Annotated in this window: 15 protein-coding genes; 11 read left to right on the top strand and 4 right to left on the bottom strand. The window is 39.7% G+C overall.

All coding sequences use genetic code 11. The annotated features are described in order from the left end of the window. Window positions 1–52: 52 nt before the first annotated feature. The 5 genes from O0931_RS02575 to O0931_RS02595 all read left to right on the top strand — a co-directional run bounded on the left by O0931_RS02575 (window position 53) and on the right by O0931_RS02595 (window position 6165). Entirely contained in the window at window positions 53–1879 is a 1827-nt protein-coding gene (locus O0931_RS02575; protein ID WP_269413985.1) for a glycoside hydrolase family 35 protein, read from the top strand. An 11-nt stretch (window positions 1880–1890) separates the two neighbouring features. Next, window positions 1891–2739: a glycoside hydrolase family 16 protein gene (locus O0931_RS02580; protein WP_269413986.1), complete on the top strand. Its 849-nt coding sequence runs from the start codon at window positions 1891–1893 to the stop codon at window positions 2737–2739. A gap of 9 nt (window positions 2740–2748) precedes the next feature. Beyond that, window positions 2749–3063 (top strand): L-rhamnose mutarotase, encoded by a 315-nt coding sequence (gene rhaM / locus O0931_RS02585; protein ID WP_269413987.1) that lies wholly within the window; start codon window positions 2749–2751, stop codon window positions 3061–3063. Window positions 3064–3492: 429 nt separating this feature from the next. Further along, window positions 3493–4764, top strand: coding sequence for a paraquat-inducible protein A (locus tag O0931_RS02590; protein ID WP_269413988.1), 1272 nt, complete (start codon window positions 3493–3495; stop codon window positions 4762–4764). Between the two features lie 42 nt (window positions 4765–4806). Beyond that, window positions 4807–6165, top strand: a complete 1359-nt coding sequence (locus O0931_RS02595) for a paraquat-inducible protein A (RefSeq protein ID WP_269413989.1) — start codon at window positions 4807–4809, stop codon at window positions 6163–6165. A 129-nt stretch (window positions 6166–6294) separates the two neighbouring features. On the opposite strand, the gene O0931_RS02600 is transcribed toward O0931_RS02595, so the two are convergent. The 4 genes from O0931_RS02600 to O0931_RS02615 all read right to left on the bottom strand — a co-directional run bounded on the left by O0931_RS02600 (window position 6295) and on the right by O0931_RS02615 (window position 11053). After that, on the bottom strand, window positions 6295–6546 hold the full coding sequence (locus O0931_RS02600) for a beta-xylosidase family glycoside hydrolase (protein WP_269414557.1): 252 nt from the start codon (window positions 6544–6546) through the stop codon (window positions 6295–6297). Then, window positions 6537–7898 carry a glycoside hydrolase family 43 protein gene (locus tag O0931_RS02605; protein ID WP_269413990.1) on the bottom strand — a complete coding sequence of 454 codons (1362 nt, stop codon included), beginning with the start codon at window positions 7896–7898 and terminating at the stop codon, window positions 6537–6539. Before O0931_RS02605 ends, O0931_RS02600 begins: the two co-directional genes overlap by 10 nt. An 89-nt stretch (window positions 7899–7987) precedes the next feature. Further along, complete coding sequence (locus O0931_RS02610) at window positions 7988–9589, bottom strand: glycoside hydrolase family 43 protein (protein WP_269413991.1); 1602 nt, start codon at window positions 9587–9589, stop codon at window positions 7988–7990. Between the two features lie 192 nt (window positions 9590–9781). Next, window positions 9782–11053 carry an ROK family protein gene (locus O0931_RS02615; RefSeq protein WP_269413992.1) on the bottom strand — a complete coding sequence of 424 codons (1272 nt, stop codon included), beginning with the start codon at window positions 11051–11053 and terminating at the stop codon, window positions 9782–9784. Window positions 11054–11499: 446 nt separating this feature from the next. Between O0931_RS02615 and O0931_RS02620 the strand changes: the two genes are divergently transcribed. Genes O0931_RS02620 through O0931_RS02645 form a run of 6 tightly spaced genes read left to right on the top strand, consistent with a single transcriptional unit; the run spans window position 11500 to window position 25781 of the window. Further along, window positions 11500–14622 carry a SusC/RagA family TonB-linked outer membrane protein gene (locus O0931_RS02620; protein WP_269413993.1) on the top strand — a complete coding sequence of 1041 codons (3123 nt, stop codon included), beginning with the start codon at window positions 11500–11502 and terminating at the stop codon, window positions 14620–14622. A 4-nt stretch (window positions 14623–14626) separates the two neighbouring features. Next, window positions 14627–16108 (top strand): RagB/SusD family nutrient uptake outer membrane protein, encoded by a 1482-nt coding sequence (locus tag O0931_RS02625; protein WP_269413994.1) that lies wholly within the window; start codon window positions 14627–14629, stop codon window positions 16106–16108. A 5-nt stretch (window positions 16109–16113) separates the two neighbouring features. Then, a complete protein-coding gene (locus O0931_RS02630; protein WP_269413995.1) occupies window positions 16114–18324 on the top strand; it encodes an alpha-N-acetylglucosaminidase in 2211 nt (736 codons plus the stop codon). Beyond that, complete coding sequence (locus O0931_RS02635) at window positions 18314–21316, top strand: beta-galactosidase (protein WP_269413996.1); 3003 nt, start codon at window positions 18314–18316, stop codon at window positions 21314–21316. The genes O0931_RS02630 and O0931_RS02635 overlap by 11 nt, the downstream gene beginning before the upstream one ends. Window positions 21317–21350: 34 nt before the next feature. Then, on the top strand, window positions 21351–22478 hold the full coding sequence (locus tag O0931_RS02640; protein ID WP_269413997.1) for an acyltransferase family protein: 1128 nt from the start codon (window positions 21351–21353) through the stop codon (window positions 22476–22478). A 6-nt stretch (window positions 22479–22484) separates the two neighbouring features. Continuing rightward, window positions 22485–25781, top strand: a complete 3297-nt coding sequence (locus O0931_RS02645) for a GH92 family glycosyl hydrolase (RefSeq protein WP_269413998.1) — start codon at window positions 22485–22487, stop codon at window positions 25779–25781. The last annotated feature ends 43 nt before the right edge of the window (window positions 25782–25824 follow it).

Here is a 25824-nt window from a genome sequence, read left to right on the forward strand (position 1 = left end):
TGCAGGTTTCTTTTGCCAAAAAAACGTTAAATCATCTGCCAAAAATTTTAAAATGAAAAAAAATATATTACTAATAATCTGCCTTTGCTGTGCATTAAATGGTTTTAGTCAGCAAATTAAGCATACTTTTGAGCTTGGTAAAAGCGCTTTTCTGCTTGATGGAAAACCGTTTCAAATTATTTCGGGCGAAATCCATTACCCTAGAGTGCCAAAGGAGGCGTGGCGCGATCGCATGAAAATGGCTAAAGCCATGGGACTTAATACCATTGGTACTTATGTGTTCTGGAATTTGCACGAACCTCAAAAAGGGAAATTCGATTTTTCGGGTAATAACGATATTGCAGAATTTGTAAAAATCGCAAAAGAAGAAGGGCTTTGGGTAATTTTAAGACCAAGCCCGTATGTTTGTGCCGAATGGGAATTCGGAGGTTATCCATATTGGTTGCAAACTGAAAAAGGCTTGGTGGTTCGAAGCAAGGAATCGCAATACCTCGACGAATACAGAAAATACATTAATGAAGTTGGTAAGCAGTTAGCTCCGCTACAAATTAACCACGGGGGTAATGTGCTTATGGTGCAGGTAGAAAACGAGTATGGTTCTTATGCGGCCGACAAGGAATACCTGGATATAAACAGAAAAATGTTTATTGCCGCAGGTTTTGATGGATTATTGTATACCTGCGACCCGGAAGCCGACATTAAAGGTGGCTACCTTGCCGGTTTATTACCTGCGATAAATGGCCAGGATAACCCGGAACGGGTTAAAAGCATGATAGATAAATACCATGACGGAAAAGGACCGTATTTTATTGCCGAATGGTACCCGGCCTGGTTCGACTGGTGGGGAACACCACACCATACCGTTCCGGCAGAAAAATATACGGGTAAATTAGATTCGGTTTTAGCAGCAGGAATTTCCATTAACATGTATATGTTTCATGGTGGTACCACAAGGGCATTTATGAACGGGGCAAACTATAAAGACATTTCGCCTTACGAACCACAAATCAGCAGTTATGATTATGATGCACCATTAAATGAAGCCGGAAATGCAACAGCGAAATTCAGGCAATTCAGGGCAGTAATTGAAAAATACCTTCCAAAGGGTAAAAGCTTACCGCCGATACCTGTGGCAAAACCAACCATAACCGTTAAACCATTTAAATTAACAAATAAATTCAATCTGTTTAGTGTATTGCCCGCTGCGGTTAAAAGCGAAAAACCATTAACCTTTGAAGATTTAAAACAAGATTATGGCTATATGTTGTACCGCACGAAAATAACAGGTGGCAAAAAGGGTTTACTTCAGGTTAAACAATTGAGAGATTATGCACTGGTTTTTGTTAATCAGAAAAGAGCCGGCATTTTAGACAGAAGGACACTTTCAGATAGCCTCGAATTACAATTACCCGAAGGAGAAGTTACACTGGATATTTTTGTTGAAAATATGGGCAGAATCAATTTTGGTAAATACCTGTTAGAAAACAAAAAAGGTATTACAGAGCAGGTTTTATTTGCAGGTAAAGAAATTAAAAACTGGGAAATGTTTAGTTTGCCGTTCAGCGATATTGCTGGCTTTACCGCAAAGCGATCGTCTTCGAAAATTGGCGAAGGGCCATCCATTCAAAAAGGTACTTTTACCCTTACAAAAGTTGGCGACACTTATCTGGATATGACCGATTGGGGAAAAGGCGTGGTTTGGCTTAATGGACATAATTTGGGAAAATATTGGGGAATTGGTCCGCAGCAAACACTTTATGTACCTAAAGAATGGCTGAAAATCGGAAAGAATGATATTGCTGTTTTAGAATTGTTAAAACCTCAGCATGATGTTTTAAAGGCAGTTAATACACCAATACTGGATAAATTGTCGAACTAAAATTCTACAAAATGAAACTGAAGTATTTTTTATCGTTTTCTGCGTTTATTTTATTCGTTGTAAATTCGGTAAATGCGCAGCAAGTTGCCGGAAAATATGCTAAAGAAGGTTATAAACTGGTTTGGTCTGATGAATTTGAGAAAGATGGCATGCCCGATGCAAAAAACTGGACGTATGAAAAAGGTTTTGTAAGGAACGAGGAGTTGCAATGGTATCAGCCCGAAAATGCTTTTTGTAAAAGTGGCTTGCTTATTATTGAAGCCCGTAAAGAACAGAAACCAAATCCTTTGTTTGAAGAAGGAAGTAGTAATTGGCGTAAAAAATCTAAAAATATCGAGTATACTTCTGCTTGTTTAATAACCAAAGGCTTGCAAAGTTTTCAATATGGAAGATTTGAAATGCGTGGCCGTATTGATATTTCAGCCGGTCTTTGGCCAGCCTTCTGGACTTTAGGCGACAATGGCAACTGGCCCGCCAATGGCGAGATAGACATTATGGAATATTACAGAGGTAAATTGCTGGCAAACATTGCATCACTTGGGGCCAATAAAAAGCCAAAATGGTTTAGCAATACAAAATCAACTGAGGCGCTGGGCGGCAAAAAGTGGGTAGCAAAATTTCATGTCTGGCGGATGGATTGGGATAGTGAAGCCATAAGTTTATATGTAGATGATTTGCTGTTGAATAAAACGCCAATGGCGCAATTGAAAAATGACGACAGCACAGGTATTAATCCCTTTATGCAAAAACATTACATCCTTTTAGATTTGGCAATGGGTGGTTTAAATGGCGGCGATTTAAATGATACCAAATTTCCTAACCGGATGGAAGTAGATTATGTAAGGGTATATCAAAAATAATTTAAACACATGGTAAGGATAGCATTTAAAATGAAGCTGTTTTCCGGTTACGAACAGGAATATAAAAAGAGACATCAGGAAATCTGGCCCGAATTAGCCGCATTACTAAGCGAGACTGGTATCATGGATTATTCAATTTTCCATGATGAAACCACAAACGATTTGTTTGCAGTTTTAAAAGTCGCAAATCCCAAACTCATGGAAAATTTACCTGCACAACCAGTTATGCAAAAATGGTGGGCATTTATGGGCGATATAATGGAAAGCAACCCGGATAATTCGCCGGTTACAATACCACTTGAAGAAGTTTTTTATTTTCCTTAGTGCTGAAATAATTTAATTTCTGTTTGGCAAAACAATTTCTCTGATAGTCGTGTTAAACCATTACATCTACCTTATTAATTAATTTTAGAACAGACGCTGCTACACAGGGTCTGTTTTCTTTTTAGCTTATTTCACTTTTTTTTGATGAACTAATGCTTAAAAAATTATAATCTTCACGCATATTCTTTTACCTGCAAATAAAATTGTTTGTACAGTAAAACCATCTCGTAATTTCTGTGTTACCTAGAATAATTGATAAACTAAGCAAATAAACAACCCGAATAATCAGCATTGTTTAGCCATTTATTTAATTATTCTTCTAATTTTAAAGGTTAGTAAATAGCACATTATATATTTCTCTTAAAATAAAAAAAATTGACAACAACTGAAAAAGCTGACAAGAAGCAAAATCCAATTTTGCCTAAATTTTTGTTAATACTGTTACTGACCATATTGTTATGTGGAGAAGGCTTTTTTGCTTACCGGTTACATATCCTTTCCGCTGAGCAGGAACAAATTAAAGAAGACTATTCAAACATCAATAACATCACCTTTGGACTCTTCTCTGTAGGCCAGTGGCATGATAAAGTAGCAGGAATCATCAACCACCAGGTGCGCAACTTTACCATGACACCCAGGCAGAAGAAGGAACTTCAAACAGAGGTTGAACAAATTATGCTAGCCTTAATTGATAAGGCAGAAGCAATGGTTAATAAACCTAAAAAAACGCTTGACGGAAAAATCAAGAAATTCGTGATTAATACTTTTGTAAATACCGATAAGATTAAAGCCCAGGTTCCGGTTTTTGCAAAAAATATTATTGCCCAGGTAGATAACCCCGCCAATAAAAAGAAGATGAGTAAAATGGCAATGGGCAAGTTTACCGAATTGGAAAACAGTGGCAGTATTGATAGTACTTTAAATATCACGAATATGGCGACGAATAATATGTATAAAAAATACAATGTTTCCTCGGCCGAAGAACTAAACAATAAGCTTACCTCTTCATTAGCCAACATCAGAAAAGCGACTTATACTTACTGCTTTGGAATGCTTGGCTGTATTGTAGTGGTTCTTTCCTTGTGGTGGTTATTCAGAAAAAGGGTTGAGTTGCATAGTACGTTATTTATCATGTCGTTACTTTTTGCCTTTATCCTGCTTGCAGTTGGTTTAACCGCATCGATGATAGAAGTTGATGCGAGAATTAAATCACTTGATTTTGTACTGCTTGGAGAACACGTGATATTTAAAGATCAGGTGTTGTTTTTTCAGAGTAAGAGTATTATGGATGTGGTTATGGTGCTGATAGGACAACCTGGGATAGATTCTATTCTGGTTGGCGTGTTAATCCTTGTTTTCAGTATTCTCTTTCCGATTATGAAGTTAAGTTCTACGGGAATACACCTGCTCGGCAACCGGAAACTGGCTGAAAATAAGTTTATTAAATATTTCGCTTTTCAATCGGGCAAATGGAGTATGGCCGACGTAATTGTAATCGCTATATTAATGGTTTACATAGGGCTCAACGGCTTACTGGAAAGCCAGCTTAAAAGTTTGAATATTAAGAGTGATTTATTAACAATTATTACCACTAATAACACAGCACTGCAACCGGGTTATATCGTATTTATCAGTTTTGTTTTGTATGGATTAACCCTGTCAACAATATTGAAGTTCATTACACCTTATGATTCCCATTAGGAAATTTAACACATTCATTTCAATCATATAATTTGCGCAGCATTGAAAAAAAATAATCAACACCCCGATAAAAGAAAAATAAGTTTTGCTAATATTCTGCTTATCGCAGGCTTAAGCCTTCTGCTTTGCGGAGAAGTCTATTTTGGCTATCGTCTGCATGTGTTATCGAATGAACAGGAACAGATTAAAGAAGATTATAGCGTGGCGAACAGCATCACTTTCGGTATTTTTTCGGTCGATCAATGGCGGGATAAATTATCGGATGTAGTTGGTCGCCAGGTTAATGGGTTCAGTATGACCCAAAAACAGAAAATTGAATTGCAGAAACAGGTACAGGATCAGCTTAATGGATTAGTAGACAAAACGGTTTCGCAAATTAATAAACCTCAGAAAACGTTGGGTGGGAAACTTAAGAAACTGGCTTTTAACAGTTTTGTAGATGAAGAGGAGTTACATGCCATGGTTCCGGCCTTCGCCAAAACCATTATTACCAGGATTAACAGCCCCGCCAGTACAAAAAGGCTGAAACGTATTGCGAATAGCAAAATGGATCAGCTTGAAGAACAAACATATGACAATACCTCTGAAGCCATTAATGCCATAACACGTCATATGTGCGCTAAATACCATGTTTCTAACGCAGCCGAATTTGATAAATCGATAAGTAAACATTTGGCTGATATCCGTATACAGACTTATAATTATGCTTATGCCATGCTGGGTTGTGTATTGTTTGCACTGGGTCTTTGGTTCTTAATGAGAAAACAAGTTTATTTTCAAACAACACTTTTTATCATGTCGATTTTATTTGCGCTGGTACTTCTGGCATCGGGTATAACCACAACAATCATTGAAGTGGATGCCCGCATACAATCATTGAATTTTAAGCTGCTTGGCGAAAATATTGTCTTTTCAAATCAGGTTTTATTTTTTCAAAGCAAAAGTATTTTAAGTATTGTCGAAACTTTGATAAGACAACCTAAGCCTGATGCGATTGTGATAGGCGCACTCATTATGTTGTTTGTTATCATTCTGCCTGTATTAAGGCTGCTTGGAAAAGGTATTCACGTATGGGGGAAAGATAGGTTTGCCGAAAATAAGGTCGTTCGCTATTTGGCTTTCGAATCCGGTAAATGGGATATGGCCGACGTTATGGTGGTAGGCATTGGCATGACTTATATCGGCCTTAACGGTATTTTGAAAAGTCAGCTTTCTAATTTAAATATGAACACCGATGTGCTGAAAACGGTAACTGAAAATAATAGCTCACTGCAACCCGGATTTATAATCTTTGTTGGCTATGTGGCATTCGCCATGCTCCTTTCTTTTATTCTGAAGCGGATTACCCATCCTCATGAAAAGAAACCTGATGTATTGGATGAAGAAAATGTTCCAGCCTAGCATCAGTTAGGGTTTTTAAGATATAACTGATGTTTTTAAAACCGACCATGAAGTTATCGTCAGTGTAAAAGAAGCATCACCATTATCAATAATTGACTATTTATGAATTGATGGTTAGACATAATTAAATTACTTGTTTGTAAATTGATAATGAAACCAGTCGAAATCTACAAAACCTTTATCATTTATATCGTTTAAACTAAACAAACCAATTTTAGCACCAAGATAATTTCCAAAATTGGTTATCTGATAGGGGTGGCCCAATGGAAAAAATTTTATCCCATCCGTGCTGAAATGAAAATTAGCCATACCAGAAAGATTCCATGATGTTTTTAACCAGATACTGGTGGCATCATTTTTTACAACAGGTCCTACATTAATTTTGCCAGTATCGTTAAAATAAAAACACGCTTGTTGTGGTTTTGTGAAATACCAATAAAGGCATACGTTTTACCAAATAAGGTCAATCCTGCAATCTGGCCATTAGCCATGTTATGAATATCTAATTTTAAAACGACAGTATTGTGTTTTTTTCTTAATGGCCGTTGCGTTAGTACATTAGGTATTTTATCTGGGCCTGTTTTAAATAATGGTTTGCTGGAATACATCCGTAAAAAGCCCGGGCGTTCTTTTAAAGACCATTTTTTATCGTCAGGCTGAAAATACCATTCCCATTGAGGGGCGATAACCTTTTGATTAAATTCATCGCTGGTTTGCAGTCTGTCTGTTTTACCGTCGGGAGTTATGCCCGACCATACCATATTACCAATACCATCCCGACCTGCATTGCCCCAAACCGGCCAGCCATCTATCCACGTCACAGGCAACAAACTGGCCTCACGCCCGCTCCAATAAGATTGCCCGTGATGGGTAACAAAATACCATTTCCCATCAGGAGTATTTATCATGCCCCCTTGATTAGGCTCCGCTTTTGCTTTGTGAATTAGTTGTCGCCTTTCCTGGTAAGGACCGTAAATATTTTTTGCCCTCGCCATAAAAGGTATACGCCCCTCCTTAGTTACTTCGCTGTAAAAATGATAATAGTAACCATTTATTTTATAAAGTTTATTAGCCTCGCTGCCTTCACTTTGATGGATTATTTTACCGCTATCGGTTAAAACTTTACCATCCTGACTTAAGCGGAAGAGATAAATTTTATAGTTATCTGCGAAATTGGTCATTGCCAGATAAGCTTTTCCATTATCGTCCCATAGCGGACAAGGATCATCCCAACCTGGCCCTTTTTTTAGTATTTTCAAAGGTGCCCATGGCCCGGCCGGATGCTCGGCGGTTGTAACAAATAATCCCTCGTCGGGATCCGTAAAGTATACATAAAACTTTTTATTATAATAACGGATGGCTCCGGCCCAAATGCCCCGGCTTTGTCCTTCCATTATATCATAATTATAGCGCGGGTTGATTTGTGTAATATCAGCTACTGCGTGACCAATAATTTTCCAGTTTACCAGGTTTTGTGAAGACATGATCATCATGCCTGGAGATAGTTCCTTGGTTGCTGAAATGTAGTAATACTTGGTTCCTACGCGTATTACATCTGTATTTTGAAAATCACCTGGTAATATTGGGTTGCTATAACGCTTCGATAGGTTATGTTTTTTTGTTTTTTTATAATTTTTATTAAGGTTGCCAGAAACCTGGGCAAATAAATTAACGCTCCAAAATACAGATAGAAAAATTATAAAATACCGTTGCGAAAAATTGTTTGGGTTCATTGTGTTGAATCAGCTAATGCTTTTATATCAATGCATCGTTTATAATCTTTAAATAGTCAAGCTATAATTTTGTGAGCATGGCTTTCCGGTTATTTGCCGTAAGTGTAGTGAAAATAGTCTACATCAATATAACCCTCATCTGCAAGGTTATTATAACTGTAAATCGCTATCCGGTCGCCACGATATGAGCCCCATTCCATTTGATAAGGCTTTCCGAAAGGCATGTATTTTTTACCGTTTATGCTATAATAGAACTGGCTTTTGCCGTCCAGCCCCCATGTCGATTTTAGCCAAAGTTTTTTACCCTTTAATACCGGGCCTTTTGTGATTTTTCCTTTTATATTAAATTCTAAATAGCTTATTTTATCTTCACATGCAATACCCAGCGTGGCATAAGCAGGTGATCCAAAGTGCGACAGTCCAGCTTTTTGGCCATTGGCGATTCCGCTGAAGTCTAATTTTATGATAACCTCATTTGTTTTTGTGCGATAGGTACGCTGTGTTAGGGTATTTCCGGCTTTTAACAGATTATTTGTCTCAATAGGCTTAAACGCGTGAAGCCTTAACCAACCGGCTCTTTCTTTTAACGACCATTTTTCTGTTCTTGGATGATAATTCCATTCCCATTGTTGCGGCAAATTAGATTGGCTAAACTCATCACTTGTTTGCGGTGCATAAAATACACCGGGGTTAACTGGTTTTTTGCCCGACCAAACCATTGAACCTATTTTATCCTGACCAACCTTTCCTATAATTGGCCAGCCATCAATCCAATTTACTGGCAGCAAACTCATAATCCGCCCCGACCAGTCGCCGGTACCATGATGGGTTAGGAAATACCAATCTCCATTCTGAGTCTGTACCATACCACCCTGGTTGGGTTCATTGAAATTTTTTTCAGCATGACTTAACTGTTTCTCCTCTGTATAAGGACCGTAAATATTATTGGCCCGCTCCATCATAATCGCCCGTCCTTCAGGTTTTACCTCACTAAAAAAATGATAGTAAATACCATTAATTTTATACAGTTTATTGGCCTCACTTCCTTCCGATTGATGAATAACTTTATCAGAACCTTCAATCAGTTCTTTGCCATCGGCTGTCATTTTAAAAAGATGGATTTTATACCCATCGCTGAAATTCGTTCCAACTAAATATCCCTGCCCATCATCATCCCAAAAAGGACTGCAATCATCCCAGCCCTTTTTAGCCAATACCTGATGAAGCGGTTGCCAGGGGCCTTCGGGTTTTTCGGCAGTCGTCATAAAATAGCCTTCATCGGGTGTGCCAAAATAAATCCAGAATTTTTTATTGTGGTACCGTATAGCACCTGCCCATATTCCCTTTCCATACCTGTTCATTTTATCCCAGTTCATTTCCGCAGAAATTGAAGTGATGTCGTTTACTGCATGGCTTATGATTTCCCAGTTCACCATATCTTTTGAGTGGAGGATTACAAATCCTGGCGAATACTGGAATGTAGATGACACCGCATAATAATCAGTACCTACACGAATACAATCGAGATCGCTGTAATCGGCAGGCAATACCGGGTTGTTATAAGTTCCATTTCCGGTATCTCCCCAATTTTCCCATTGCCCCCAAATGGGTGTCTGATTATTTATTTGGGCAAATGAATGTGTGTTGGCAAAAATAAATACGATGAAGTATATTAAAATAGTACGTTGCATAATTTATTGATGGTGTATTTTTAGGTTAAAATCAGTTTGATGTCCCGGTATTACGCTGTTATACTTAATAAAACAATCACCTGGAAAATTATGATATTTTTCAGATTTGTCATCTTTAATGAATCCCCATGATTTAATTCGGCACGATCATATTCGAAATGAATCGGGAGATGCTTAAAATCCATTTAATGCCTAAAGTTCTGCTAGCTTGACCTGTCTTTCAATAATGCTGTTGATTACCATACTCGCAACCCCCAGAATACAGGAATCCTGACCAAGTGCTGAAGTATCAATTCTGGTGTTTTCTCTGATTTCAGTCATGCTATAAGTATTAATTGCCTGTATGATTGGAATGGTGATGTATTGCTTTGCCTCAGCCATTTTGCCGCCTAAAATGATAAGTTCAGGATTAAATAGCTGTACCAATGTTGCGATACCTTTACCAAGGTTATTACCCACTACAGACAAGATACTAATTGCATATTGATCACCCCGGTTGGCTGCATCAATCACCAAATGAGGTTCAATTTTTTCAACTTCATAATCTGATAATTCATTCAGCAGGGAATGTTGGCCAGATTTTATGCCTTCTTTCGCCATTCTTGCGAGTGCAACACCCGAAGCGACAGTTTCCAGACATCCCTTTTTACCACAATAACACAATGCGCCTTCATCCATCAGTGGAATATGGCCAACTTCCCCGGAAAAGCCTCTGCTGCCCTTACGCATTTTACCATCCATGATTATGCCTAGTCCGACACCCCAATCCATCAATACCACAAGCGCATCGCTAATGCCCTTTGCCAGTCCATATTTACTTTCTGCAATGGCAGCACATTTCACATCATTTTGCAGAAATACCGGATAGCCGAAGGCTTCTTCCAGTACCTGTTGCAACGTTTTTTCTTTATGCTTTGGCTGTAAATAGGTATAGTTCGTTCCCCCTTCTGCATCAACCAATCCTGGCATTGAGATGCCTATGCCAACCAGCCTGCTTTTATCAATTTGAGAAGAAGTTATCAGTTCGTTAATAAAAGTATAAAGGTCTGTAAGCGTCGACTCATCTTTGCTGATTCCCTTACCCAAAGTATGTATTGTTGTGATGAAATTATTGTTATTATCCAGAATAACGGCCCTTGTCCTGAACTTTTCCATATCGATACTAACAATATAAAAGGTTGCGTCTTTCAACAAATAGATATCCGGCTTTCTGCCGCCTATAGATTCCCCTTTACCATTTTTTTCCAAAACATTATCCGCAATCAATTCATGAAGGAGAATTAAGCAAGTGGGTGAACTAATTCCGACAGCGTTGAAGATTTCACTAAGCGTTGCAACCTCATTCTGGTAAATATATTTGAGGATTTTAATTTTTTGAAGATATTTTTTTCTCTCCAGATTGCTTAATTGACGAAGCCGTTCTTCATCAACAGAAAAGTAGTTAGGCCGAAGTAATGTTCCCATATTGGTTGCGTAGTTAAATAACTATAACAAAAATAGCTTTCTTTTATTAAATTTTATAAAAAGAATTATTGTTTTTATAAAAAAATAGATAATAATAGTTTATTTTGATAAAAAAAACCAAATATTTTTATTTTATGTAATCTTTTTACATAACTTTAAAATAAGAAGTAATTTTTAACGAATAAATCGTACTGCCTTTTCAAATAAAATAAACTGTTGCAGGCAAATTAACTGTTTTTATCGACCACATCCATATATACAACTTTCAAAAATTAAAAACCAAACAATGAAAAAGACCTTCACCTCAGATTCGTAACCGGGCTTTGACAAGCCAGAAAGACATTGCGCTTTACAAGGAAAAAATAAAATTATTCATTATGCTGATGTGATAAATCAGGGCAGACTAAATGCTCTGTATATCGTATAGTATTCAAACAAACTATTTGATGAAACATTTACAAACGATTTCCGCATTTTTAAATGCCAGCCTCTCGTTTAAGTTCTACAAAACATTTAAGGTAGTAATCATATTATTGGTACTGCTTTCTTTACAGTTCCAAACTTCCTTTGCACAATCGCTAATAAAGGGAAAAGTTACGGATGCAAAAGGAGTTACGATTCCTGGAGTGAGCGTAAAATTACAAGGCGCTGCTATCGGAACAACCACTAACGATAATGGAGAGTTTTCGATTAGCGCTCCCGGTGATGGTGTTCTTGAATTTAGTTATATCGGTTACCAGAAAACAACTGTGCCGATTGGTGGTAAATCGGTAATTACGGCAATACTATCAGAGGATAATCAAAAACTGAACGAAGTAGTGGTAGTAGGTTACGGTACGACGAAAAAGGTGGATGTTACCGGATCTATTTCCAGTGTTAAAGGTACAGATATTCAGAACCTGCCTGTTGCTTCCGTTACACAAGCTTTAGACGGTCGTGCCGCAGGGGTTAACATATTACGTAATGATGGTTCGCCCGGGGCTGCGCCAAGTATCAGAATCCGCGGTACAGGAACCATTAACGATGCCAACCCTTTGGTGGTAATCGACGGCGTTCCGTCCAGCAATCCTGATGCACTAAGTGATGTAAATCCTAATGATATTGCCTCGGTAGAAATTTTAAAAGACGCATCTTCGAGTGCCATTTACGGTACAAGGGCCGCAAATGGAGTGGTATTGGTAACGACAAAAAAAGGCACCTATAGTCAGAAATTATCGACATCGGTAAACGCCTATACAGGTTTTTCCAATACTACCCGTTATATTGACCTGTTAACCGCACCAGAGTTATATATGCTAAAAAGGGAGCGCTATACTAATGATGGTGCTGCCATAGAGGCACCATGGGATGATCCATATTATGCTACACAACGTACCGACTGGCAAAAAGCAATTCTCGGCACAGGTAAAGTGAACAGCGGCGATGTAAATATACAGGGCGGAAACGAAACGTCTACCTATTATTTTGCAGCTTCCATGTATGATGAAAAAGGAGTTATTGATAAAGCGAGATTTAAACGTTACAGTACCCGCATTAATTCGGAACACAAAATAAAATCGTGGTTGAGGGTAGGAGAGAACATACAGGGTACTTATACAGAGAGTAATTCATTTAACAATAATGATTCTCAGGCTGGTTTAATTTTCTCAGCCCTACGTTTTAACCCGGCAATTCCGACGATAAATGATGACGGTAGTTTTGGGACTTCCAAGGCTTTTGCCAATCAACTTGGAGACATCAATAATCCCTACGCGACCATTCAGCAAACAGATGCTTACACCCGAAAATACAGGTTGATTGCGAATGCATTTGCTGAGGTAAATATCATGAAAGATTTGAAATTCCGTGCAAACTACGGCTTTGACGGAACGATTGGCAGAGGTTACAATTTTAGCGTTCTGGATGTAAACCAGGCAAGACCCACTACTAATTCGACTTTGACCCAATCCGAGTCTGAAACGTATTCAAATTTACTCGATCTATTCCTTACTTATGATAAAACGATTAATAAAAACCATATCACAATAACAACTGGTTATTCCAAACAAAACTTTCAGGGAAGCAATTTCAGTGCAGCAAGAATTGGATACGATAACACCAGTTTCGATCAACGCGTTTTAAATCAAGGCAATACCTTATTAACGGCATCTGGCACAGCAGATGACCCTACCGCTTTAGAATCGGTATTTGCAAGAGGTTTTTATGATTATGATGGCCGGTTTCTGGCTACCCTGACATTTAGAGCTGATGGTTCATCCCGGTTTGCACCAGGTAAACAATGGGGATACTTCCCGGCGTTCTCTGTGGGATGGAGAATCTCTAACGAAAATTTCATGAAAGATATAAGCTGGATCAGCAATTTAAAAGTAACAGGTGGATGGGGCGAATTGGGTAACCAAAACGTAACGCCATTTCAATATGTAAGTTCAATTCTGGTAGGAAATACATATGGAACCAACGGTTATACTTTTGGCGGTGCAGGCTATAATGGTGCAGCAATCATCAAAACAGCTAACCCTAATATTACCTGGGAACGTTCGGCAATGACGAATGTAAGTGTCGAAGCCGGGTTTCTCCAGAATAAATTGAATACAACCATAACTTATTTTAATAAAGATACCAAAGAAATGCTGATTCCGGCTGTACAAGTGGGTACGGCAGGTACAACAATTGCATCGGATGTGAATGCCGGAGAGATGAACAACCGTGGTATAGAGGCCGAAATTAATTACAGTGCCGGTGATGCGGTAAAATATTCTATTGGTGTAAATGGTGCTTTCATCAAAAACAAAATCACCAAACTTTACGGAGAAAGTGCCTATATTTCTTCTAAAGTTTACGGCCGTTCCAGCCAGGAAATTTCCAGAACATACGAGGGACAGTCAATTTCTTCTTTCTATGGATGGAAAACAAATGGCTTATATCAAACACAGGCTGAAATTGACAACGATGCCGCTTTGGCGAATGATTCGCGGAAAAGTTCCATCAAACCGGGCGATGTTCGTTTCCTTGATGTAAACGGAGATGGTTTAATTGATGGAAAAGACCGTACTTACCTGGGTAATCCAAATCCTAAAGCCACAATGGGCCTTCAGGGAAGTGTATCTTACAAAAACTTCGATTTATCGGCAAACTTTACCGGTGTATTTGGTATCGACTTGTACAATGCCGACCGGATGCAGGGTATAGATCCAACCTATTCTTTCAATTTATATGGTGAAACCATTGGAAGATGGACCGGGCCGGGAACGAGTAATACCATTCCAAGAATGTCACTCGACCGTTCGAATGATAACTATCGCACATCGGATTTATTCATTGAGAATGGTAGTTATTTCAGCTTAAAAAACATCACGCTAGGTTATACTTTCCCATCAACACTGATTAAAAAGACAACTTTCAGTAGCCTGAGACTATATGTAACCGGACAAAATGTATTTATGCTTACAAAATATACCGGCTATACCCCGGAATTGGGTTATACCGATGGCAACAGACAAAGAGGTGTTGACGTGGCGCAGTACCCATCAGTACGTTCATTTACATTTGGTTTAACCCTTAAATTATAATCCTATGAAAACGAAAATAAATATTCTTGTACTAACAGCGATTGTATTTTTAGCTACAGCCTGCAAGAAAAATCTTGATCTTGATCAGAAAGGTGTTTACAATACCGACAATTATTTTAGAAATGAAACCGACGCTGTAAATGCAGTTTCGGGAATATACAGCCTGCTGGAGCAGGAAGATTATATCAGCCACGCCGAAACTACTTTTGATGTGGCTTCTGATGACTACTGGCGTTCGGGCGACCATTCGGAAGATGAAGCGATAGAAAATTTAACTTACGATGCATCGAACCCTCAGGTAAGATACAGCTGGACCTATAAATACGAAACGGTTAACCGTTCTACCAATGCAATTATCAATATTCCTAAAATTGCAATAATGAATGAATCCGTTCGAAAGAGAAGTATGGGCGAAGCATATTTTATGCGTGCTTTTGGCTACTGGCGCCTGATGTTAATTTATGGAGACGTGCCTATCATTTCTGAATCGGATTTTACAAACAAAACCTTTAATAAACCAAAATCGAGTATTGAAGACGTAAGGAAACAGATTGAATCTGATTTATTAAAAGCGGTTGACATGCTGCCTGAATCTTACAGCGCAACGGATAGGGGTAGGGTGAGTAAAGGAACTGCTTTGGGATTGCTTACGAAACTTTACATGTACTGGGAAAAATTACCGGAGGCCATTACCACGGGTCAGCGTTTAATTGATAACCCGAATTATAATTTAGCAGCTACCTATAAAGAAAACTTTACCCGGGCAAACGAAAATAGCACCGAAATTCTTTTTTCTGTGCAAGGCTTACAAAATGTTGTACAGAACGATTATACTATTTATTACATCCCAAGAGCGTGGGGAGGTTACGGCTTTAGCCAGCCACTACAAGGTTTGGCCAACGAATTTGAAGCAAACGATTCACGCAAGGCGGCTACACTGCTTAGTGTTGGCGACAAAATCAACATTGGCGATGGTGTAAATGATCAAACTTTTACAAGCAGTTTATCTTCTACAGGATTTGCATTTCGCAAATATGCCGTATTCTATCCATTTGGTTCTACCGAAGGTAATGGTGTTGATCACAATTATGCTGTTCCGTTGATGCGTTCTGCAGATATTTACCTTTTGGTTGCCGAAGCCAAAATCCGTACGCAGGGTGCAGGCGCCGGAGATGCACTCATTAACCAGGTTCGCCGCAGGGCTTCAACGTTGTTACCACCTGTAAGTGGTGCCGGAATGACTCAATTGATTCATGAAAGACGTGTAGAACTGGCTGGTGAAGGGGAAAGACATCAGGATTTAATGCGCTGGGATAAAAAAGGTCTTGTTAATATTGCCGCAATCTATAACCTTGCAGTTTCAAAAGCACCGATAGACCAGGGAAAAACCGTTACATTTATTCGTCCTAAACATTATTATTATCCCATCCCACAAGTAGAAATCGACAAGGCTGGTGGTGTATTGGTACAAAATCCCAATTATTAGCAATTATGATGCACAGGTATCTTACTTTATTGTTTCTGGCAGTTGCAGCAGCTGGTTCAACAGCTATGGCCCAGGTAGACCAGCAAAATACGGCTGCTTTTTTAAAACGCATAGTATCCAACCGGGCAGAAGCATTTATCGTAGAAGAAATTCCAAAGGAAAATGATAAAGATGTATTTGAAATAGAATCCATAAACAACAAAATTGTGCTTCGCGGAAACAATGGATTATCCGTTGCTTCCGCATTGAATTATTACCTTAAAAACTATTGTTCGAGTGATATCGGCTGGAATGGTACTAACCTGAATATTCCGGCCATCTTACCGCAATTGCCTGTCAAAATCCATAAGAATACGCCTTACAATTATCGTTATTATTTAAATTATTGCACTTTCAACTACAGCATGGCCTGGTGGGATTGGGAACGTTGGCAGAAAGAAATCGATTGGATGGCACTCAACGGGATAAACATGCCTCTTGCCATTACAGGCGAAGAAGCAATATGGAGAGATGTTTACCGTTCAATGGGCTTTACCGATAAAGAGCTGGAAGGCTTTTTTAGCGGTCCGGCTTATTTTTCGTGGCTATGGATGGGCAATATTGATGCCTGGGGCGGTCCGCTGCCACAGCACTGGATGGATTCGCATAAAGAATTGCAGAAAAAAATTCTCGAACGCGAACGATCTTTCGGTATGAAACCTGTTTTATCTGCTTTTACCGGCCATGTGCCACCAACTTTTAAAGATAAATTCCCTGGTGCTAAAGTAAAAAGAACAAACTGGGATGCCGGCTTTCCTGATGTGTTTATTCTTGATCCAGAAGATGCCTTGTTCGAAAAAATAGGAAAACAATACATTGAAACGCAGACTAAAGAATTTGGAACAGACCATCTGTACTCTTCTGATACCTTTAATGAGAACATTCCGCCAACCAACGACTCTACTTATCTGAGCGACATGAGCAAAAAGGTTTTCCATTCTATGGCCGCCGCCGATCCTAAAGCGATTTGGGTAATGCAAGGGTGGATGTTTCATTACAACAATAAATTCTGGCAACCACAGCAGGTAAAAGCTTTATTAAATGCAGTTCCTGATGATCAAATGATTATTCTCGATTTGTATAGCGATGCCAACCCGGTGTGGAACCGTACGGATGCCTATTATGGCAAACCATGGATCTGGAATATGCTCCAGAATTTTGGAGGTAACATCAGTCTCTTTGGCCGAATGCGTCATGTGGCAGCTGACCCTTCAATTGCACTGCACGATCCTGAATCGAAAAAGATGGCTGGCATCGGGCTGGCGCCTGAAGGAATTGAACAAAACCCTGCATTATTTGGCCTGATGCTTGAAAATGTGTGGAGAGATACGCCGATTGATGTGGAGGCATGGCTGAAAGATTACGCAAAACGCAGGTACGGCAAACAATTACCGCAACTGGATGAAGCATGGACTATTTTACTGAACACGGTTTACAGCGGAGGACTAACCGAAGGTGGAAATGAATCGATTATTGTAGCCCGCCCCACATTTGAAAAGAAGATTGACAGGGTACTGACGGGATTATCTTATGATCCGCTTCAATTGGTTAAAGCATGGGGACTGTTTACGGCCAATGCAAATGAACTAAAAAACAGCGATGGTTTCGAATATGACCTGGTGGATGTAACCAGGCAAGTGCTGGCCAATTATGCAAGTCCGCTACAACAGAAAATGGCAGCAGCTTATCAGGCCAAAGATCAGATTGCCTTTAAAAAATACAGCAAAGAATTTCTGGAACTATTAGACGATATGGACCTGCTGTTAGCTACCCGCAAAGACTTCCTGCTGGGAAAATGGATCCATGAAGCAAGGGCAAACGGCATTACCGAAAAAGAAAAGAATTTATACGAATTTAACGCCCGAGACCTTGTTACCTTATGGGGTGATAAAGAGAGCGGTTTAAGGGAATATTCTAACCGCCAATGGGCAGGGTTAATTAAAGGATATTATAAACCAAGGTGGGAAATGTTCTTTAACACCGTAGAACAATCGTTTAAAACAGGAACAACCGTTGATTTAAAAACATTCGATAAAAATGTAAAAGATTGGGAATGGAAATGGGTTAATCTGCATGATAATGCCTATTCTGACAAAATAAAAGGTAATTCGTTTGAAGTAGTGGCAAAATTGTATGCTAAATATAACGATACGATAAAAGCAGCTTATGCGAAATAAAAACAGCATAAGGCCAATCCGTACTTCTTATATGATGAAATACAGCAGATTTTTACTTTTACTGCTGCTTGGCCTTTCTGCTTTTACATTTACCAGTGCGCAGGAAGTTGTAAATGATCATATGTTTCATGGACTGCCTGAAGCAAAAAACTTTAGTGATTTCGATAGTAAAGGCTTTCTGATTAATCAGAAAAGAACGTTTATTGTTTCGGCCGGCATGGAATATGCGAGGGTGCCGCATCAGTTGTGGCGTGAGCGTTTGCTGCAACTTAAACGGGGCGGCTTTAATTGTATTGAGATATATACCATCTGGAATTATCATGAACCTGTAGAAGGGAAATTTGAGTTTAGCGGAGATCAGAACCTGGATCAGTTTCTGGCTTTAGTTAAAGAACTGGGCCTTTATGCTATTGTGCGTGTTGGCCCTTATTACTGCGCCGAATGGGATCAGGGTGGATACCCTACCTGGCTTCGGTTTAAACCGGGCTTGCGGGTGAGAGAAGATAATGCAGAATTTGAAAAATATGTAGACCGTTTCTTTGATCGGCTGCTGCCTATAGTAATGAAACACCAGATTACCAAAGGTGGCTCTGTGATTTTGATACAGCTGGAAAATGAACATCCGAAAGGCTGGGGAACAGATATGCCTAACGGTTACTTTAAACACCTGCAAAGCAAATCGCTGGCCATGGGGATGGAAGTGCCTTACTTTTTTAGCGGCTTACACCATGCTAATGATCCTGCGGGAAAGGGAAAACTGGATGATTCAAAAAGACCTAATCCCTGGTTTTCTACAGAATTCTGGAGCGTTTGGTATTCACAATATGGTGCTAAACCAACAGATGCATCACTTTACGATCGCCGTACCTGGAAAATCATTGCCCATGGCGGCAACGGCTATAACTTTTACATGGCCCATGGCGGGTCTAATTTTGGATATACCAATAACGATGAAGATGCAGCCTCATACGATTATGGTGCTGCGGTTGGGCAGGCAGGCGATTTGCGCCCGCTTTATTTTACTTTTAAACGTGCGGGTTATTTTGCACGCAGTTTCCAGGAAATTTTAGAAAACAGTACCGATGCATCTACAGCTTACCAATACTTAACACAAGATACGGTACTCAAAATTAGTGCGAGGAAGAGCGATGCCGGAACATTGATTTTTCTTGATAATCCGGCTGAAAAACAGCTAACTAAAACATTTACTGTTAAAGGTTTACCCCCTTTTACCATTAACTTATTGTCAGGCGAGATTCATCCGATTGTACATCAGTTTAAACTAAATGATAAAGTAGCATTAAATTGGGGACTATCTCGTATATACGGTGTTGTTAAACAACAGCATACAACTACTATTTTGGTAGAAGCGAATGCTGGCAACCCAATATATCTGAATTTTATGACGACTGTAAAAGCTATCGTCAAATCCGCTGTTAATGCCGGCGACCTGAAAGTAAAGGGCAAAAACGTTACTTTAAATACGGTATTTAAACCAAAGGGGCAACCTTCCCATTATCTTTTTAAAACAGATGATCAACTAATCCGGATTCTGGTATTGGACAAAGCAGCGGCTGATAAAACATGGATTGCAGACGAAACAGAAAAAGAAGCGATTGTTACCGGTGTTTCTTATCTTGGTGAAACGAAATTGAGTAGCACAGGCTTTCAGGCAGCGGCAACCTTTCCAATAGCCGCCACAAGAGATACCTGCACAATGCTTTACCTCGAAGAGGGATTAAAAAAAATGACTGTTGTCCCGGTTCAGGATGTTAAAATAGATACTTTACTTCATTTAACACCCTGGGAAAATAAAGATGCTGCAATTTTTGCATCTTCAGATTTAGCTCATGGAAAGTGGGTTTCAAGTGAAAATCCTTTACAAATGGGCGAAGATGGCAACCTGACCAATTCGGCCTGGTACCGCACAAAATTTAACGCAGCCGTAGCCGGTAATTATACATTACAGTCTGACGGTGGCGACCGTGCAACTGTATTCGTAGATGGAAAGCTGGTAACCAATTGGAAGATCAGAAGCGGCGAGCTGACCCTCGTATTGAAAAAGGGCATGCATAACCTTGCTTTTTTTACCGCCCATGATGGCCGTGATAAACTTGCAGCTTACCTTGGCCCGATTACAGAGATCGATAAAAAAGGGCTTTCGGGCATTACCCTCATTAAAAAAGGAGGACCTTTTATCTCTACGCTTGATAAATGGTACTTCAGCGCTGCGCCAGATTCCATCGCTATTAAAAGTGGTCCGCCATTACTTGATACGCTCAAAGCGGCCCCATATAAAATTGGCTCAGACGCCTTCAACCTAAAAGAGGGCTATGGCTGGTTTCAAACCATTATTAAAGCCCAACCAGGCCTGCCGAAGCTAATCATCAGTTTTAAAAGCACTGATGAAAACGCAACTTTGTTTATTAACGGTAAAAAAGTATTAAGACACGAAGGATGGAATATTCCTTTTGAGTATACGATCACAGACACAGCTATTTTAGCGCATCCTATCCAGCTATCTGTTTTTATAGAAAACGTAAGTAACGAGGGCGGCATCGATCAACCTGTAAAAATAAATACCATAGGAAGTGGAACCATTTTAAACGGTTGGAAAATGAAAGATGGCCCGGACATTGAAGATGCCTCCGCAAGCTGGAAAATTCTGGCAGGTATCGATTCGCTTAATGGACCACAATGGTACCGTTCCACTTTTAATCAGCAAAAAATAGCCAACAGGAAATTGGTTTGGCGGGTTCATCCTTATGGTATGGGACATGGTTCGGTTTGGATTAACGGGCATAACCTGGGACGTTATCCGGAAAAAATCGGCGATATCGGTATGTATATTCCTGAACCCTGGCTAAAAGAAGGCCTGAATGAAATCATCATTTTTGATGAAGATGGTAAAAATCCTGGTCAAGTGAAGATAAAGATGGAAACCGCATCCAGCAAAATCACTTATACCCTGCAGACAGACGACATTAAATAACAGCATAATCCCAATAACACCCAATAAGACCATTATGGAATTATCAAACAATAGATTTACCACGCTCGACATATTCAGGGGAATAACCATCTGTTTCATGATCATTGTAAATTCTCCCGGGTCTGGTGCAGTGGTATGGTCACCTTTGGATCATGCCGCCTGGTTTGGCTTTACACCCACCGATCTCGTTTTCCCGTCTTTTCTATTCGCAGTTGGAAATGCCCTAAGTTTTTCTAAGAAAAAGTTCGAAAGCAACTCTGCTTTTTTAGCCAAGATATTTAAGCGCACACTCATCATTTTTTTACTGGGTTACCTGATGTATTGGTTTCCTTTTATGCATCGGGATCATGATAACTGGGTATTTAATTCCTTAGGTCACACACGTATTATGGGTGTGCTGCAACGAATTGCTTTATGTTATTTTTTTGGTTCCTTAATTGTACATTATTGCTCAAAAAAAACGGCGGTGATCATTTCTATAGTGCTGCTGCTGCTGTATTGGGCATTTTTGCTGCTATTCGGGGCAGCCGGAGAAGAATACAGCATGTTGGGCAATGCCGGTACCAAGCTCGACATTTTCATCCTCGGCGACGCCCATTTATACCACGATCATGGCGGGCCGGTAGCTTTCGATCCCGAAGGATTATTGAGTACCATCACGGGTATTGTTAATGTTATTGGCGGCTATCTGGCAGGTGCTTATATCCAGCGAAAAGGGAAAAATTTTGAATGCATAGCCAAACTATTGATGATGGGCGCATTACTGATTGGAATAGCGCTATTTTGGGGACAATTTTTCCCGATTGCTAAAAAACTATGGACCAGCTCTTTTGTATTACTCACTATCGGGCTGGATTTAGTGATACTTGGTCTACTGATTTATGCCATCGAACTCAAAAACATTAAATGGGGAACAAATTTCTTTTTAATTTTTGGGCGAAATTCTCTGGCTATTTATCTTTTATCAGAATTGCTGCTTGTAATCTTTCAACTGGTTCATGTTCAGCATGGTCTGAGTTTCTATAACTGGATCAATAATGTTTTTTACCAGGTAATTTTCCCGGGCGCATTTGGTACCCTTGTATTTGCGGTGAGTTTTATGCTGCTCTGCTGGTTTGTGGGCTACCTGATGGATAAAAGAAAAATTTACATTAAAATCTAATCCCGGATGTTTGTTAAATTCTCCCGTTTATCCTGCGCAATACTATTGCTGCTTTCGTTGTCTATGGCAGTTTATGGCCAAAAGCAGTATAATCAGTCAAGTGCAAATACGATTTATGTTGACCCCTTTATTGGTACCACAAAAAGTAATGTACTAACCAGCTGGGGAGGTAATGGCGGCACCTATCCGGGTGCCGTTGCGCCATCAGGCAATATTCAGTTAACACCAGAAACGAGGGTTACCGGGGCAAAGGGTTATGATTACAGCGATAAACAGATTTTCTTTTTCAGCTGCTTTAAACACTTCAGCGGTTTCCCGGAAGGATCTTCCGGACAGGCATTCATCCTCCCGGTAGAGAAAGGAAAAAACTTTGAACCCGGAAAATACAACCGCCCTTTTAGTCATACGCAGGAAGAGGCAACACCAGGTTATTATAAAGTGGTATTTGCCGATAACAACACCATTGCCGAAGCCGCAACGAGCGCCCGATCAGGAATTTTAAAATTTACTTTTCCTGCAAAGGTAACCCCGCAGATATACATTGGGGAAGCCGGGAATATTAGCTTAAAGAGCAAACGTCTGGTTCATGGATCTTCGGGCAACACTGTAATCAACCTGTCATCCAACATCATTGAATCCGATACTGTTAAGGGCGGCTATTTATTAACCTTTGAGAAATCAGATACGGCAGCGAAAATGATCATGCTTAAAATCAGTTCTTCTTCCGTAAGTTTTGAAAGCGCGCAACATAACATCGATACAGAAATTGGCCAAATTGACTTTGAGACATTCCGGGAAAGGACGGCTAAAGAATGGGATAGGCAATTGGCTACAGTCGATATTAAAGACCCTTCATCCGCAAATAAAAAATTTTTTTATACCGCACTTTACCATTCATTGCTAATCCCTTGGGTTATCTCTGATGCAGATGGGAAATACAAAGGAGCTGACGGTAAAATCCATCAGACGAAAGGACAAAATCAATATGGCGGTTTTTCACCATGGGATACTTTTCGTTCTTTACATCCTTTGCTCACTTTACTTTATCCCGAAAAGCAAAATGATGTAATTCTATCGATGCTTGATGTATATGAGCAAAGCGGATATTTGCCGACTGAAACCATGACAGGGAACCATGCCGTCCCAATTATTGTGGATGCCTACCTGAAAGGGATTACAGGCTATAACCACGACCTTGCTTATAAAGCAATGAAAAATAGCATTGTAGATGGCCCTTTCATTAAAAATGATATGGACATATACCATCAGCTGGGGTATGTGCCATTTTCCAGATCAGAATCGGTAACCAGGACCGTTGAATATGCCTACGATGACTGGGCACTGTCGCAGTTCGCAAAAATGGTAATGAAGAACAAGCCAGATCAGCAATTGCTGGAAAAAAGAGGCTTAAATTACAGGAACCTTTTCCATCCTTCAGATTTATTTATGTTGCCGCGACAAGGCAATCAATTTAAGTTAAATCCAGGCACGACGGGTTATAAGGAAGGCAACAAATGGACCTACACCTATTTTGTTCCCCATAATGCGAAAGACCTGATTAATTTACTCGGTGGCCCGGAAATTTTTTCAAACCGTTTAGATTCTGCGATGGCCAACAACGTCATTCTGTATGATAATGAAACCGTGCTTCATTTGCCCTACCTTTTTAATGCGGCCGGGCGGCCGGCACGCACGCAAGAATGGATTAGAGATATTATGATCAGCCGTTTCTCTGCAACACCGGGTGGTCTGCCAGGAAATGACGACCTTGGCTCCATGTCCAGTGCCTATATTTTTAATGCCTTCGGGCTCTTTCCAATCAGTCCTGGAAACCCATCCTACGCTATTGGTGCACCCTTATTTGAATCCGTTACGCTGCACTTGTTCAACAAAAAAGATTTAGTGATTCAGGCGCAAAATCAATCTGCTAAAAACAAATATGTTCATACCTTATCTGTGAATAATCACTTATACAGTCAGCTGGATATTTCACATGAAATGCTAATGAAAGGCGGCCGGCTAAACTTTGTGATGAGTCCGGATGCTATCCAGTCCTGGCCAAAAGACAGGGACCCAATTTCGCTCTCTGCAACTAAAGTAAATGCCAATATTAAACTTCTTCATTACAGCATCAGCACTAAACAAGTAAGGCCTGATGAAACCTTTCAGATAAAATTCACCTTAAAAAACGAAGGAAGCCTGGGCACCAGGCGCATCATTGTTTACGCTGACGGGAAACCCTGGTTATCTAAATATTGTCTTGTAGATTCGGGCGTAACCGTAACCGACTCCATAAGCGGTCGATTATACAAACCGGGGAAAGTGAAAATCGGCACTAGCCCATCAGCAACTACAGTGATTAATGTGGTTAATCCTTTAAAACCTGTTGCACAACCTTTCCTAATCTCCGGATTGAAGGTGAAACCCATTTTAAGACTAAACACGCAACAGGAAGTCACCTACCGGATTAAAAATATCACGGGAATTGCCCAAACTTTTAAACCCAATGTAATCCTTTCTAAGGATTTTAATAATAAGGAAATACTACTTTACACGGATCAGGTTTACCTGTTGCCAGGACAGCAAAAAACGCTAAATCACCGATTTGTTGCCAATCAAACAGGCCTGCAAACAATCAGAACAGGAAATATACAGGCGATATTCAAAGTCTACGAAACACCTTCAACAGCTTTGCTGTTAAATCTGGAGTTTAAATACCTGAAAAACAACCAGGTTGCAGATCAATCCGGGTTTCACAACAATGCATTATTGATTGGCGGCGCAAATGATTCTAAAAAACATATTCCTGAAATAGGGGATAGTACTTATCTGGAAATTCCAAATGCGCCTAGCCTGGATCAGATGGGAAATAACCTCAGTATGATGGCTTGGGTTTATCCAACCGGAGACGAAAAAGGTTTGACTGACATCATCACAAAAGGTGATAGCCACGTCATTCAAACGACTGATAATAAAACCTTAACATTCTTTGCCGGTGGTTGGGGAAGAGGAGATTGTACAGTTAAATTACCTGCCAACTGGAAAAATAACTGGCATCATATTGCCGGCGTTTGTGAGGGCGATTTACTAAGCGTTTACCTGGATGGTAAATTAGCAGGAAGTACAAAAGTTGAAGGCATCAGCAACCTTTCTAACACCAGCCGATGGCAGATTGGCCGCAATGAAGAATTTCCTTCAGAAAGAATCTTTCACGGACAAATCGACCAAATTAAAATTTACGGACAGCCACTATTGGCAAAAGAAATTGAAGCTTTGTTTAAAAAGGAAAAAGACAAGTATTAGGAATAATTAAAATAGCTTATATATTATGAAGAAAAAGATTTTG

Origin of the sequence: Pedobacter rhodius (genome assembly GCF_027213645.1) — a bacterium.
GTDB lineage: Bacteria > Bacteroidota > Bacteroidia > Sphingobacteriales > Sphingobacteriaceae > Pedobacter > Pedobacter rhodius.